The organism is Amycolatopsis thailandensis, assembly GCF_042723255.1.
Classification (GTDB): domain Bacteria; phylum Actinomycetota; class Actinomycetes; order Mycobacteriales; family Pseudonocardiaceae; genus Amycolatopsis; species Amycolatopsis thailandensis.
Genome location: NZ_JBHXJK010000037.1, coordinates 57,776 through 72,199, shown reverse-complemented (window position 1 = coordinate 72,199; position 14,424 = coordinate 57,776). Strand labels below are relative to the sequence as shown.

Genomic DNA, 14,424 nt, shown 5'->3' with positions numbered 1-14,424 from the left:
CGCCGCGTGTTTGTCCCCCCACACCCCTTGTTCGCCCCTGTCCCCGCCCCTACCGGCCCCCCCCCCACACCTGCGAAGCAGCGCGCGAACACGCACCTCAGCCGAGCAGTTCCGCGAGGCGGTGCCGAGGCAGGTCGATCAACCGTGCGTCCGTCAGGTCCGAAGGGACGTCCAGCGAGACGTTCGCCAGCCGTGCGTGCGCCCGCGTCAGCAGTTCTTCCTGGTGCTCGACGGCGTCCGCGACGACGACGGCGTGCCGGTTGTCCGGGGTGCTCCGCAGCAGCCGCAGCTTGTACTTCGCCCCGACCAGCCGGTTGAGCGCGCCCTGCGCCTCGGCGTTCGTCAGGTCGGGGTGCGAATTCGGCACCAGCAGCGCCAGCCGCCGCGCGTTGGTGCCGAGCAGGGTCCGCAGCAGCCACGGGCCGGGGTCCGCCGAAAGGTCCATCGCGACCGCGTCGCCTTCCGGTCCGGAAACGGACCAGTCGACCGGCCGCGACTCCAGCGCCAGCCCGCCCTCGGTGGCGATCTCGTGCAGCTTGTCCAGCAGAGAGGGTTTGGCCCCGCCGGTGGACTCCACCGACTGCGGTCCGTGCGTGTAGATCGCGGCCTTCCCTTTGCCGCCGCGGTTCTTCTTCGACTTCGCGGTCGGCTGGCAGACGTAGAGGTCCGCCGCGCTCCCGATCGCCTGCGCGCCGAAGTACCGGTTGAAGTCCGGCAGGATCGCTTCGAAGGTCAGCCCGAGCGTCGCGAGCGCCCGCTGCACCTGTGCGCCCAAAGCGGGATGCCGGGGGCTGTAGCCGTAAGCGAGCAGCAGTCGCCCGTCCGAGGGTTCGGCGAGCGCCTGGACCCCGCGTGCGGCGAACAGGCCCATCCCTTCGGGGGTGTAAGGCGGATCACTGAACACGAGGTCCATCCGCCCGGCCACGGTGGGTGGCAGCCCGACCCGCAGGTCCGTGTGCAGGGTGCGGATGGACCGCTCGCTGAGTTCGTCGATGTAGGCCAGCACGCGATCGTCGAGATCGACGACGGTGAGGTCCGCGTCGGGCCGCAACGCGCGCACGGCCAGCGATGTGAGGTCGTGGTCGCCGAGGAACAGCAGCTTCGCCGTGTCGAGGTCGTAGCGCTCGTCCAGCCACAGCGCCCGGTCGAGCACGGTCCGCGGCGTCGCCTGCACGTGGTCGAGCGCGGCCAGCGGCGCGGGCACGTTCTCGACGTAGCTGGTGATGGTCTTCAGCAGGTCGGGGTCGGTTTTCCGGTCCCGTGGCCCGAAGCGCGCGTACTTCTCCCGGGCGGCGGGGGCCAGCCGCAAGCGGGACTCGTTACGCTCGAGGTCGTCGCCGAGGGCGTTCAGGACGTCTTCGACACTCCGGCGCGGCGCGGTGCTGATCCGGACCAGCTCGCCGAGGTCACGCCAATCCGTCCGGAGCAGGGAAATCACCTGATGGAGCGGTCGCACGTGGACACCGTGCGCCGCGAGGACGTCATCGACGGAGGAACTCACAGCCCGCAGCCTAGTGACTCGATCCCTGGGACACCGTGCCAACAGGGCCGATGTGGGCTACGGTTTTTCGACCAGACATGGGGAGAGACACGTGACTATCGAGTTCCGTGGCGTGACCAAGCGGTATCCGGACGGGACGGTCGCGGTCGACGACCTGAACCTCACCGTGGAGGACGGCACCATCACCGTCTTCGTCGGGCCGTCCGGCTGCGGCAAGACCACGTCGCTGCGGATGATCAACCGCATGGTCGAGCCGACGTCGGGCGCCGTGCTGCTCGACGGCAAGGACGTCAGCGACGGCGACCCGGCGCTGCTGCGCCGTGGCATCGGCTACGTCATCCAGCACGCCGGCCTCTTTCCACACAGGACAGTCCTGGACAACGTCGCCACCGTTCCGCTGCTGTCCGGCTGGGACAAGGGCAAGGCGCGCAAGCGCGCGGCCGAACTGCTCGAAACCGTCGGCCTGCCCGCGGAACTCGGCAAGCGGTACCCCGCCCAGCTTTCCGGCGGACAGCAGCAGCGCGTCGGCGTCGCCAGGGCGCTCGCGGCGGATTCGCCGGTGCTGCTGATGGACGAGCCGTTCTCCGCCGTCGACCCGATCGTCCGCGAGGAATTGCAGGACGAACTGCTGCGGTTGCAGTCGCAGCTGGGGAAGACGATCGTGTTCGTCACCCACGACATCGACGAAGCCGTGCGGCTCGGCGACAAGATCGCCGTGCTCCGCGTCGGCGGTGTGCTCGCGCAGTACGGCACGCCGTCGGAGGTGCTGCGCCATCCCGTCGACGACTTCGTCGCGTCGTTCGTGGGCAAGGACCGCGGCTACCGCGGCCTCTCCTTCCTTTCCGCGGAAGGGATCGTCGTCGAAGAGGTCAAGCGGGTCGAGGTCGGAAAGCCCGTTCCCGGGCCGTCCGACGAATGGCTGGTCGCGGTCAACGCCGAAGGTCAGCCGCGCGGCTGGCTCCGGCCAGGGTCCACTGTGGACGGAGAGCTCGCCGAGACCGATCTCGTCGCGGGCGGCTCGCTGTACGTCCAGGGATCCCCGATCCGCGGCGCGCTCGACGCGGCGCTGTCTTCGCCCGCGAGCCTCGGCGTGGTGGTCGACGCCGACCAGAAGGTCCTCGGGGTGGTCAGAGCCCAGCAAGTCCTCGAGGTGATCGAAGCGCCGTCGTTGAGCTCCTGATGGGGGACTTCTTCGCGGAGCTCGGCCGCTACCTGGGCAGCGCCAACAACCGCTCGCAGTTCTTCGGCGACCTGCTCGACCACATCTATCTGTCGCTGGTCCCACTGGTGCTGGGCCTGGTGATCGCGGTGCTGGCCGGCTGGCTCGGCCACCGGTTCGGCCCGGCGCGGTCCGTGCTGCTGGTGGTGTCGAACCTGCTGTACACGATCCCGTCGCTCGCCTTGTTCGTGGTGATCCCGGGCATCATCGGCTCGAAGATCCTCGACAGTGTCAACGTCATCGTCGCGCTCACCGTCTACACGGCCGCCCTGCTGGTGCGCCCGGTGCTGGACGCGCTCGACGCCGTCCCGCCGCACGTCGTCGCCGCGGCCACGGCGGTCGGCTACAAACCCGCCCGCCGCTTCCTCAGCGTGGAGCTGCCGCTTTCGGTGCCGGTGCTCGCGGCGGGCGTCCGGGTGGCCTCGGTCAGCAACATCAGCCTGGTCAGCGTCGGCGCGCTGATCGGCACCGGCGGGCTCGGCGTGCTGTTCACCGACGGCTTCCAGCGCGAGTACTTCTCGCCGATCGTCGTCGGGATCGTCGCGACCCTGCTGCTCGCGCTGGTCGTCGACCTGGTGCTGGTCCAGCTCCGCAATCTCCTCACACCCTGGGACCGGGTGGCGACCACGGCGGGGGCGAAATGATCGGCGACGTCCTGAACTGGTTCGGCGACCCGGCGCACTGGCAGGGCACGGACGGCATCCCGGCCCGGCTGCTCCAGCATCTCGGCTACACCGCGCTGGCGCTGCTCTTCGCGCTGATCATCGCGATCCCGCTCGGGCTCTACGTCGGGCACACCGGCCGCGGCGCGGTGCTGCTGGTGAGCGGGGGCAACGCGATCCGCGCGCTGCCGACGCTCGGCCTGGTGACCTTCCTGTTCCTGCTCTTCACCGAAAGCGAGATCTCGACGATCATCGGTCTCGTGGTGCTCGCCATCCCGCCGATCCTCGCCGGGACGTACGCGGGTCTGCAGGCGACCGATCACGGCGTCGTCGACGCGGCGCAGGGCATCGGAATGACCGGCTGGCAACGATTGTGGAAGGTCGAGGTGCCCATTTCGCTGCCGCTGGTGCTCGGCGGGGTGCGGAACTCGGTGCTGCAACTGGTGGCGACGGCGGCCGTGGCCGCGTACGTCGGGCTCGGCGGACTCGGCCGGTTCCTGCTCGACGGACTGGCCATTTTGGACTATCCCCAGGTGGTCGCGGGCGCGCTCCTGACGACGTTGCTCGCCGTCGTGCTGGATCTGGCACTGGCGGGCGTCCAGCGGCTGCTGGTGCCCAAGGGGGTTCGGCTGGCGCAGGTCGCGAGCGGGAAGAAGGCGAAGGTATGAAGCGGACGGTGACGGCGCTGCTCGCCGGGATCGCTTTGCTGGCGACGGCCTGTGGCAACCCGCTCGCCGGCGGTGCCGAAGGCGGCGCGACCGGCGACATCATCATCGGCGCGTCCGACGTCGGGGAAAGCCTGCTGCTGGCCCAGATCTACGCGGGCGCGCTGCGCAACGCGGGCGCGGAGAACGTGACCGTGCGCCCGCCGGTCGGCAGCCGCGAGGTCGTCGTCAAGGCCTTGCAGGACAAATCGCTTTCGGTGGTGCCGGACTACAGCGGCAACCTGTTGCGCTACTTCGACAAGGACACCCAGGCCACCACACCGCAGGACGTCTACGCGCAGCTGAAGCAGAAGTTGCCCTCCGGATTCGAGGTGCTCGAACAGGCGCCCGCGGAGGACAAGGATCTTCTGGTGGTGCGCAAGGAACTCGCCGATTCCGGGATCCGGACCTTCTCCGATCTCGGCAAGCGGTGCAAGGAGTTCGTGTTCGGCGGTCCGGGTCAGTGGAGCAGCCGCTGGAAGGACAAGATCAAGACCTTGTACGGCTGCGAGTTCGCCGAGATCCGCACGACCGACACCGGCGGTCCGGTCACGGTCGCCGCGCTGAAGTCCGGCGACGTCCAGGTCGCCGACCTGTTCAGCACGTCGTCCTCGATCGCCGCGAACGGGTTCGTGCCGCTGGTGGACGACAAGAACATGTTCCCCGCGCAGAACATCGTCCCCCTCGTCGCGAAGGGGACGCTGTCGCCGAAGGAGGCCGACGCGCTGAACCGGGTCTCGGCGGCGCTCACGACCGATCAGCTGACCGAATTGAACGTCCAGTTCAGCGAGGAGAAGCGGAACCCGCTCGATGTCGCCGAGGAGTTCCTGCGGAAGAACAACCTCCTCGCACCGGCTTGACCCCACGCGTTCAGTCCTCTGGATGCGGTGGTTGCACGCGCAAGTACCGCATCCAGAGGACGAAATGCGGAAGGTCAGAGGCGGTCGAAGGCGGGGGAGTAGCGGAACTCGCCCCGGAGTTCGGGGCGATACGCGTTCAGGGTGCGGACCTGGAAATGCGGCGCCCATTCCGCGACCGGCGGCGTGATCCCGTGCCGTCCGGCGAGCACGAAGCCGAAGCGGGAGTAGTACTTCGGGTCGCCCAGCAGGATCACCGCGCCGTAGCCGAGCGCGTCGGCCGCGCCGAGCACGGCGTGCACGAGCGCGGAGCCGATGCCGGAGGCGTGATACTCGGGCAAGACGCCGAGCGGGCCGAGGCCGACCGTCGACTTCTCGTCGGCGCCGAGCCGGGACGGGCTGCAGCAGACGTGGCCGACCACCTTCCCGTCGCGTTCGGCCACGATGGACAGTGTGCCGATCAGGTCGCCGTCCTCCCGGAGTTCGTCGACGAGTTTCGCCTCGACCACCGGGACACTGTGTTTCGCGAACGCGGCCAGATGTACGGCGTGGATCGCCTCGCGGTCGGCCGGGGTTTCCTGTCGGAGCAGCATGCGCCCGAGTGTGCTCCATCCGAAGGTATGATGGAAATCGTTTTCCGTGCCGGGCGGTCGCGACTTTAGTAGGCGGCCATCCGTGTGTACTTTCACGCCACTGAAACGATCGGTGGTCCGGGAAACGACCACCAGATGTGCGGATTCCCAATTCTTCGTGGGCCGTACGGGCGCAAAACGCGACTAAAGGCGGGGGCTGAACGGTGCCCGAGCTGCGTCGATGTGACGCCCATTACTACCCGGATGTCCGTAATGCAAGGTCTTCCTTGGGGTGAAAACGGGACTTAGTCTCAGCCTGCGTTCAGCAAGTGAACGCGCTTCACCTCTGATTCACCCCAACGATCCGGCGGGCAATTCATGCCCGTGGGTCGACCCTGCCTGGGAGGAATATCTTGAACAATTCCCTGGGATCCTTGAAGAGACGACTGCCGGTGTTCGGTGTCACGGCGGCCGTCGCCGTGCTGACCGCGCTCGGCGGTGCCACCGTCGCGTCGGCGGCGGAGGGTTCGATCGTCAACGCGGGTAGCGCGAAGGCGATCAAGGACAGCTACATCGTCGTGCTGAAGGACGGCTCGTCGGTCGAGGCCACCGCGAAGAGCGTCACGAACCGCCACGGCGGCAAGGTCGAAAAGACCTTCGCCTCGTCGGTCCGCGGCTTTTCCGGCGTGCTGACCGAAAAGCAGGCGAAGCGCGTCGCCGCCGACCCGGCCGTCGCCTACGTGGAGCAGAACCAGACCGTCTCGGCCTCGACGGATCAGCTGAACCCGCCGTCGTGGGGTCAGGACCGGGTCGACCAGCAGAGCCTCCCGCTGGACCAGAAGTACAGCTACAGCACCACGGCGTCGAACGTCACCGCGTACGTCGTCGACACCGGCATCCTCACCACGCACCCCGACTTCGGCGGGCGCGCGACCCACGGCCGGGACACCGTCGACAACGACAACGACGCCACGGACTGCAACGGCCACGGCACCCACGTCGCCGGCACCATCGGCGGTACCGCCCACGGTCTGGCCAAGGGCGTCAAGCTCGTCGCCGTCCGCGTGCTGAACTGCTCCGGTTCCGGGACGACCGCCGGTGTCATCGCCGGTATCGACTGGGTGACCGCGAACGCCGTCAAGCCCGCCGTCGCGAACATGAGCCTCGGTGGCGGCGCTTCGGCGACCCTCGACCAGGCCGTCCAGCGGTCGATCGCGTCGGGCGTCACCTACGGTGTCGCGGCCGGTAACGACTACGGCCAGAACGCGTGCAACACCTCCCCGGCCCGCACGCCCGAGGCGATCACCGTCGGCTCGACCACCAACACCGACGCCAAGTCCGACTTCTCCAACATCGGCACCTGCCTCGACATCTTCGCGCCGGGCAGCGGCATCACCTCGACGTGGCTGAACAACGGCACCAACACCATCAGCGGCACCTCGATGGCGACCCCGCACGTCGTCGGCGCGGCGGCTCTCTACGTCTCCGCCAACCCGTCGGCCACCCCGGCCCAGGTCCGTGACGCGCTGGTCAACGCCGGCGTCAAGGGCAAGGTGACCAGCCCGGGCACCGGTTCGCCGAACGTGCTGCTCAACACCGGTTCCGGCGGTGGCCCCGGCCCCGAGCCGACGCCCTGCGGCACGCAGACCAACAGCGGCGTCGTCGCCATCCCCGACGCCGGTGCCGCCGTGACGAGCACGATCACCGTCGCGAACTGCGCCCGCAACGCTTCGGGTACCACCAAGGTCGCCGTGAACATCACGCACACCTACGTCGGTGACCTGGTCATCGACCTGGTCGCGCCGGACGGCACCTCGTACCGCCTGAAGGGTTCGAGCAACGACTCGTCCGACAACATCAACACCACCTACACCGTCAACGCCGCGGCCGAGGCCGCGAACGGCGCCTGGAAGCTCAAGGTGCAGGACGTGTACCGGGTCGACACCGGCTCGCTCAACAGCTGGTCGCTGACCGTCTGATCCACCCCTGGAGTACGTGAAGGCCCCCTTCCTCCTGCTGGGAAGGGGGCCTTCACGTATGTCCATAATGGATGGCGGACCTGCTTTTTTGTCAAAAGTTCGCCAATTTACGAGGTCGGCTGCGGATGGGTGACGACGCATCCTCGAAAGGCTGACATCGCCGAACAGGTCTGGGCAGGTCAGGCCGCCGGGTGGATGCTTCTTGGAGTCGGTGCGTACGCCTCGCGGTAAAGGGTCGTCTATTCGGCCATCGCACTGTGAACGACGAAAGACGTATCCGTATTCCGTGGCCGAACCTGATCACGGCACCCGTAGTTTCCTTGGTGTGCCTACGATCGGCGTGTCGGTGGCGCGGACATGTCCAGTGTTTCGGTGGTATCGCGAAAAGGGGTGGCAAGGTGGCCGTGCTAGTCGAGAACCAAGTCGACGGTCCGAATTGTTATTGTGCGGGATATGTGGTTCCCGCCCAGGATGGTGGCTCGGCGGGATCCGGGTCGACTCATCCGCTGGCGGCTTTGCGCGGCACTTTGAGTGAGGACTCCACTCAAACGTTGACGATCATCGTCGACCATGACGTGCCTTTTCTCATGGGCAGCGTGACGACGGACAGCGGAAGCTATCCCGCCGGGGTCAATGTCACCTTGAAGGATCCCGGTGGCAATCGGGTGGGGCCCAGTCAGACCGACGCCCGGTTCGTCGTGTGCAACGACAACGACCCGACGATGCTGCAAAGCTGCATGATCCGCACCCCCATGCCGGGTACCTGGACCGTCACGGTGGAGAACGCGGACAACAGCTCCTACGTGTTCTTCTCCACGATGCCGACAGCGGCGCAGTACCCCACCATCTACAACACGCTGACCCCGCTCGCCGACAGGGATGCGCTGGGGGCGGGACCGGAAGGGGCCAGCGGGTGCTGGGGATGCAAGATCACCTGCTGGGTCGTCGCCGTCGCGGTCGCCATGCTGGTCACGCTGGGCACCGCGTTCATCGTGGTGGGGGCCAGTCCCGTCGTGGCTCTCGTGGGGTTGATGGCGTCCATCGGTGTCGCCCTCACGGAGGCGGGAGCCGTGATCCTCCTGCAGACCCTGCTGGCCGGAGCGGGTGCCACGGTGGCCATCATCGTGCTCAACATGTGCACCTGGGTGAACGCCTGCCCGAACGGGATCACGGCGGCGATCACCAGCCCGGCGGCGGGGGCCACGGTCAGCGGTACGACCGGCGTGACCGCCACGGCCACGAATGCCGGCACGGTGGCGTTCTACGTCGCCCAGCAGACGCTCGTCGGCACCGCCCTGTCCGGGCCGAACTGGACCGTGGACTGGGACACGACCAAGATCTCCAACGGCGGGCATACGGTGTCGGCCTTGGCCACCGGTGCGACCGGGGCCGCATGGTCGGCTCCGGTACGGGTCGAGATCCGCAACTAGGCGGCTGTGACGCGCGCCCATTTGCGGTGTTCGTCCACTAAGGACCTTGGTGGGGCTCTACTCTCTGCGTATGCAGCCCGGACCGCCCTATCAGCAGGGACCTCAGCAGCCGTACCCACCGCAGGGATATCCGGGATATCCGGGGTATCCGCCGCCCGGCTACGGTCCGCCGCCCAAGAAGTCGAACACCGGGCTCATCATCGGGCTCGTCCTCGGCGCGGTGGTGGTGCTCGGCGGCGGTGGCGTCGCGGCCTTCCTGCTGCTCTCCGATGGTTCCGGTTCGTCTTCGTCCGCGGCGCCGACCTCGTCCAAGAAGACCGGGCCGCCGGACAAGTACACGTCGATGCCGGGATGCGAGAAGATCGGCAGCGGGGTGCGGAACCTGCCGCCGCTCGAAACGCCGAAGGGCGAGGAACCGGCGAGCACCTCGAACAACGACATCGTCTACACGTCCTCGTCGTGTTCCTGGCGTGAGTACGGCGCTCCCTCGGCGTTGGTGACCATGTACCTGGCGAAGTCGAAGGAACCGGGCACGGGCTCCGGTGAGGACTGGGCGAAGGCGGGCTACGACAACGCCATGAGTGACGGCGGCGAAGTGATCCCTACGCTCGCGAAGGCGACAAAGGCTGGCTACAACAACATCCGGTCCGAAGGGCAGTGCTCGATCAAGCTCTACCAGGGCAACGTCGAAGCGCAGATCATCGTGAGCGGTGCCGAGCCCACCAAACCCATCGACCAGAAGCTGTGCAAGGAGAACGCCCTGAAGGTCGCCAAGGCGACCTCCGAGGCGATCGGCTAGGCGAGCTTCTCGACCTGGACCTGTCCGGTCGGCCCGTCGCCGAACGGGTTCTCCCAGCTGTGCCATTCGGCGGCGAGGACGTAGAGCTCACGCCCGTCCTCGCCACCGATCGTGCAGGAGAAGCAGCCTCGGTCGGCCTCGACCTTCTTCAGCACTTCGCCTCCTTCGCGGACGCGTACGCAGTGCTTGGCCGCCACGTCCGCGTACCAGACGGCGCCCTCGGCATCGAGGGAGATGCCGTCGGGGTGATCGCCGCCGAGGTCCGCCCACACGCGCCTGCCGGACAGCGAACCGTCCTCGCCGATGTCGAACGCGGTGAGGCGGTTTCCGTACGACTCGGCGACGATCAGCGTCTTGTCGTCCGGGGTGACGGCCATGCCGTTGCCGAAGAGGATGCCGTCGGCGACTTCGCGGACCTCGCCATCGGGGGTGACGACGGCGAGGACGCCGGGTGCCTGGAGGTCGTGCGAGCCGTTGACGAAGGCGTTCCCGCGGCCGTCTGTCACCACCTCGTTGCAGAAGGCGGCGACGGGGGCGATGTCCGCGTAGACGCTCAGGTCGGCGTTGAGCAGATTGGCGTTCGGGCCGTCGACGATGATCAGGCGGCCGTCGGGAAGCCAGTCGAACGTGAGTGGCATCGCGTTCGGCACGGTCGCGATGACTTCACTCTCGCCACCGGGGGTGACGGCGAGGATCTCGCCGCCGCCCCAGTTCGCCAGCCAGAGCCTGCCGTCGTGCCAGCGGGCGGATTCGGGGAGCTTGAGGCCGTCGAGCAGGGTCTTCATGGTGTCTCCTTCGGTCGTTTGCCCCCTATACGAACGGGCCTCACCGTTTTCGACACCCCAAGTAGGTGAAGGCCCCCTTCACTGCGTCTAGCGCAATGAAGGGGGCCTTCACGTACTTGTCAGGCGATCAGTCGAAGGCCCGCGCGATCAGCGCCTTCTGCTCGACCTCGTGCACCTTGGACGAACCGGCGGACGGCGCGGCCATCGGACGGCGCGAAACGACGTCCAGGCTGGAGAACACCTCCGGCAGCTTCCGCGGCAGGTTCAGGCCGAAGAACGGCCACGCACCCTGGTTCTCCGGCTCCTCCTGGACCCAGACCGCGGGCGCGCCGTTGTAGCACTCGAGCGCCGCCAGCAGCTTCTTCTTCGGCAGCGGGTAGTACTGCTCGACCCGCACGATCGCGACGTCGTTCGCTTCGCGCTTGGTGCGCTCGGCCACCAGCTCCCAGTAGAGCTTGCCCGAGGTCAGCAGGACCTTGCGCACCTTCGACGGGTCGACGTCGGCGTCGTCGATGACCGACATGAACTTCGTCTGGCCGGTGAAGTCCTCGACCGCCGAGGTCGCGGCCTTGTTGCGCAGCATCGACTTGGGGGTGAAGACCACCAGCGGGCGGTTGACTCCGTCGAGCGCGTGGCGGCGGAGCAGGTGGAAGTAGTTCGCCGGGGTCGACGGGACCGAGACGGTCATGGAGCCTTCGGCGCACAGCGAGAGGAAGCGCTCGATGCGGCCGGAGGTGTGGTCCGGGCCCTGGCCTTCGTGGCCGTGCGGCAGCAGCAGCACGACGTCGGAGAGCTGGCCCCACTTGGCCTCGCCGGAGGAGATGTACTCGTCGATGACGGTCTGCGCGCCGTTGACGAAGTCACCGAACTGCGCTTCCCACATGACCAGCGCTTCGGAGTTGGCCACGGAGTAGCCGTATTCGAAGCCGACCGCCGCGTACTCGGACAGCGCCGAGTCGTAGATCATCACGCGGCCCTGGTTCTCGGCCAGGCTGGCCAGCGGCGAGTACTCCTGGCCGGTCTTGCGGTCGATCAGCACCGAGTGGCGCTGGGTGAAGGTGCCGCGGCGGGAGTCCTGACCGGACAGCCGCACCAGGCGGCCTTCCATGGCCAGCGAACCGAAGGCGAGCAGCTCGCCGTACGCCCAGTCGATGCCGCCTTCGCGGGACATCTTGTGGCGGCGTTCCATGACCGGCTTGACCCGCGGGTGCGGGGTGAAGCCCTCGGGGACATTGAGGAACGCGTCGCCGATGTGCTCGATGACCTCGGCGGTGGTCGCGGTGGGCACCTTGGCGGGGACCTGCTGCTCCTCTTCGACCGAGGGGCTGGCCTTCGCCGGGTGCTTCTCCAGCTCGCGGACCTCGTTGAACACGTGCTCCAGCTGGCTGGAGAAGTCGCGCAACGCGGCCTCGGCCTCTTCGACGGAGATGTCGCCGCGGCCGATCAGCGATTCAGTGTAGGTCTTCCGGACCGAACGCTTCGTGTCGATGATGTCGTACATCGCCGGCTGCGTCATCGAGGGGTCGTCACCCTCGTTGTGGCCGCGGCGGCGGTAGCAGATCAGGTCGATCACGACGTCCTTGTGGAACGCCTGGCGGTAGTCGACGGCCAGCTTGGCCACCCAGTGCGCGGCCTCGGGGTCGTCACCGTTCACGTGGAAGATCGGCGAGCCGATCATCTTCGCGACGTCGGTGGCGTACTGGCTCGAACGCGAGTGCTCGGGCGCGGTGGTGAAGCCGACCTGGTTGTTGACGATGACGTGCACGGTGCCGCCGGTGCGGTAGCCGCGCAGCAGCGCGAGGTTCAGGGTCTCGGCCACGACGCCCTGGCCCGCGAAGGCCGCGTCGCCGTGCATGAGGACCGGGAGGACGGTGAAGCCCTCGCCACCCTTGTCGAGGATGTCCTGCTTCGCGCGGACGATGCCCTCGAGGACCGGGTCGACGGTCTCCAGGTGCGACGGGTTCGCGGTCAGCGACACCTTGGTCTCGCCGTCGCCGAACATGCGGAAGTACTTGCCCTCGGCGCCGAGGTGGTACTTCACGTCACCGGAACCGTGCGCCTGGCCCGGGTCGAGGTTGCCCTCGAACTCCTGGAAGATCTGCGCGATCGGCTTGCCGACGATGTTCGCGAGCACGTTCAGGCGGCCGCGGTGCGGCATGCCGATGACGACCTCGTCGAGCTCGTGTTCGGCGGCCTTGTCCAGCAGCGTGTCCAGCAGCGGGATCGCGGTCTCGCCGCCTTCGAGGGAGAACCGCTTCTGGCCGACGTACTTGGTCTGCAGGAAGGTCTCGAACGCCTCGGCGGCGTTGAGCTTCGAGAGCACGTACTTCTGGACGGCGGGGTCCGGCTTCTCGTGCGGGATCTCGACGCGGTCCTGGATCCAGCGGCGCTCCTCGGGGTCGAGGATGTGCGTGTACTCGATGCCGACGGTGCGGCAGTAGGAGTTGCGCAGCACGCCGAGGATGTCACGCAGCTTCATCCGCTCCTGGCCGGCGAAGCCGCCGACCGGGAACTCGCGGTCCAGGTCCCACAGGGTCAGGCCGTGGGAGAGGACGTCGAGATCGGCGTGGCTGCGCTGCCGGTAGTTCAGCGGGTCGGTGTCGGCCATCAGGTGACCGCGCATGCGGAAGGCGTCGATCAGCTCGATCACGCGCGCGGTCTTGTCGACCGGGCCGTCCGGGATGTCGGCGACCCAGCGGATCGGCTCGTAGGGCAGGCGCAGGCTGGTGAAGACGTCGTCGTAGAAGCCGTCCTCGCCCAGCAGCAGCTCGTGGATGCGCTTGAGGAACTCGCCCGACTCCGCGCCCTGGATGATGCGGTGGTCGTACGTCGAGGTCAGCGTCATGATCTTTGACACGCCGAGGTCGACGAGCGCCTTCTCGCTGGTGCCCTCGAAGTGCGCCGGGTACTGCATGGCGCCGACGCCGATGATCGCGCCCTGACCGGCTTGCAGGCGCGGCACCGAGTGGTTGGTGCCGATGCCGCCTGGGTTGGTCAGCGAGATCGTGGTGCCGGCGAAGTCGTCGGCGGTCAGCTTGCCGTTGCGGGCCTTCTTGACGATCTCCTCGTAGGCCTGCCAGAACTGCATGAAGGTCATGTTCTCGGTGGCCTTGATGGAGGCCACGACGAGCGTGCGGGAGCCTTCCTTGCCCTTCATGTCGATCGCGAGACCGAAGTTCACGTGCTCCGGCGTGATCGCGAACGGCTTCCCGTCGATCAGCTGGTAGTGCCGGTTCATGTTCGGGAAGTTCTTCAGCGCCCGGACCATCGCGTAGCCGATGAGGTGCGTGAAGGAGATCTTGCCGCCGCGCGTGCGCTTGAGGTGGTTGTTGATGACGATGCGGTTGTCGGCCATCAGCTTCGCCGGGACGGCGCGCACACTCGTGGCCGTCGGCACGGACAGCGAGGCGTCCATGTTCTTCGCGATCGCCGCCGCGGCGCCGCGGAGCTGCTTCGACTCCGGCTCGGCGTCCTTCTCGGCGGGCTTGGCGGGGGCCTTGTCCGCGGCCTTGGGCGCAGCCGCCTTCGGAGCGGGCTTCGCTTCGGTCTTCGGGGCGGGCTTCGCCGGGGCTGTCTGCTTCGCGGTGGACTCGGCCTTGCGGACGGTCTGCGGCGACGGCTTGGTGGCCTGGCCGTTGGCGCCCGCTGCCTCCTTGGTGGTCTCCGAGGAGGTCTGACGTGCGTCGTCAGCCTTGGTCTTCGCGTCCTGCGTTGGCTTGAAGTCCGCGAAGAAGTCGTGCCAGGCGGCATCGACTGAGCTGGGGTCGGCGAGGAACTGGTCGTACATTTCCTCGACCAGCCACTCGTTGGGGCCGAATTGTGACGCAGGGCTGCTGCTGGACACGGCTTGGACTCGCCTCTATCCGTCTCGAGATCTTGAACACCGCTGATGCGCCTACCAGGCTAACCCCCTCGG

11 protein-coding genes are annotated in these 14,424 nt (G+C 67.7%); 7 read left to right on the top strand and 4 right to left on the bottom strand.

The genetic code is table 11. The features are described 5' to 3' along the window. Window positions 1-97 precede the first annotated feature (97 nt). Window positions 98-1,501 carry a bis-aminopropyl spermidine synthase family protein gene (locus ACFWMR_RS17315; RefSeq protein ID WP_378278176.1) on the bottom strand — a complete coding sequence of 468 codons (1,404 nt, stop codon included), beginning with the start codon at window positions 1,499-1,501 and terminating at the stop codon, window positions 98-100. Window positions 1,502-1,592: 91 nt separating this feature from the next. Here ACFWMR_RS17315 and ACFWMR_RS17310 point away from each other — a divergent pair, with 91 nt between their 5' ends. From ACFWMR_RS17310 to ACFWMR_RS17295, 4 genes are read left to right on the top strand one after another with little or no spacing between them, the layout of a single operon-like run. Then, window positions 1,593-2,681 carry an ABC transporter ATP-binding protein gene (locus tag ACFWMR_RS17310; protein WP_191255258.1) on the top strand — a complete coding sequence of 363 codons (1,089 nt, stop codon included), beginning with the start codon at window positions 1,593-1,595 and terminating at the stop codon, window positions 2,679-2,681. Beyond that, window positions 2,681-3,364, top strand: coding sequence for an ABC transporter permease (locus ACFWMR_RS17305; protein WP_378379046.1), 684 nt, complete (start codon window positions 2,681-2,683; stop codon window positions 3,362-3,364). The genes ACFWMR_RS17310 and ACFWMR_RS17305 overlap by 1 nt, the downstream gene beginning before the upstream one ends. Continuing rightward, window positions 3,361-4,050: an ABC transporter permease gene (locus ACFWMR_RS17300; protein WP_093932831.1), complete on the top strand. Its 690-nt coding sequence runs from the start codon at window positions 3,361-3,363 to the stop codon at window positions 4,048-4,050. The genes ACFWMR_RS17305 and ACFWMR_RS17300 overlap by 4 nt, the downstream gene beginning before the upstream one ends. After that, window positions 4,047-4,946 (top strand): ABC transporter substrate-binding protein, encoded by a 900-nt coding sequence (locus ACFWMR_RS17295; RefSeq protein WP_093932832.1) that lies wholly within the window; start codon window positions 4,047-4,049, stop codon window positions 4,944-4,946. Before ACFWMR_RS17300 ends, ACFWMR_RS17295 begins: the two co-directional genes overlap by 4 nt. Window positions 4,947-5,020: 74 nt before the next feature. Here ACFWMR_RS17295 and ACFWMR_RS17290 read toward each other — a convergent pair whose 3' ends face one another. Next, window positions 5,021-5,536 (bottom strand): GNAT family N-acetyltransferase, encoded by a 516-nt coding sequence (locus ACFWMR_RS17290; RefSeq protein WP_378379045.1) that lies wholly within the window; start codon window positions 5,534-5,536, stop codon window positions 5,021-5,023. A 392-nt stretch (window positions 5,537-5,928) separates the two neighbouring features. Here ACFWMR_RS17290 and ACFWMR_RS17285 point away from each other — a divergent pair, with 392 nt between their 5' ends. The 3 genes from ACFWMR_RS17285 (at window position 5,929) to ACFWMR_RS17275 (ending at window position 9,723) form a co-directional block, all read left to right on the top strand. After that, on the top strand, window positions 5,929-7,494 hold the full coding sequence (locus ACFWMR_RS17285; RefSeq protein WP_378379044.1) for a S8 family peptidase: 1,566 nt from the start codon (window positions 5,929-5,931) through the stop codon (window positions 7,492-7,494). Between the two features lie 596 nt (window positions 7,495-8,090). Next, on the top strand, window positions 8,091-8,924 hold the full coding sequence (locus ACFWMR_RS17280; RefSeq protein ID WP_378379043.1) for an Ig-like domain-containing protein: 834 nt from the start codon (window positions 8,091-8,093) through the stop codon (window positions 8,922-8,924). Window positions 8,925-8,994: 70 nt separating this feature from the next. Continuing rightward, window positions 8,995-9,723 (top strand): hypothetical protein, encoded by a 729-nt coding sequence (locus ACFWMR_RS17275; protein ID WP_093932835.1) that lies wholly within the window; start codon window positions 8,995-8,997, stop codon window positions 9,721-9,723. On the opposite strand, the gene ACFWMR_RS17270 is transcribed toward ACFWMR_RS17275, so the two are convergent. Both ACFWMR_RS17270 and ACFWMR_RS17265 read right to left on the bottom strand, forming a co-directional pair. After that, window positions 9,720-10,508, bottom strand: coding sequence for an SMP-30/gluconolactonase/LRE family protein (locus ACFWMR_RS17270; RefSeq protein ID WP_378379042.1), 789 nt, complete (start codon window positions 10,506-10,508; stop codon window positions 9,720-9,722). The two genes, ACFWMR_RS17275 and ACFWMR_RS17270, sit on opposite strands and share 4 nt — an antisense overlap. Window positions 10,509-10,635: 127 nt before the next feature. Next, entirely contained in the window at window positions 10,636-14,352 is a 3,717-nt protein-coding gene (locus ACFWMR_RS17265) for a multifunctional oxoglutarate decarboxylase/oxoglutarate dehydrogenase thiamine pyrophosphate-binding subunit/dihydrolipoyllysine-residue succinyltransferase subunit (protein WP_378379041.1), read from the bottom strand. Window positions 14,353-14,424: the final 72 nt, after the last annotated feature.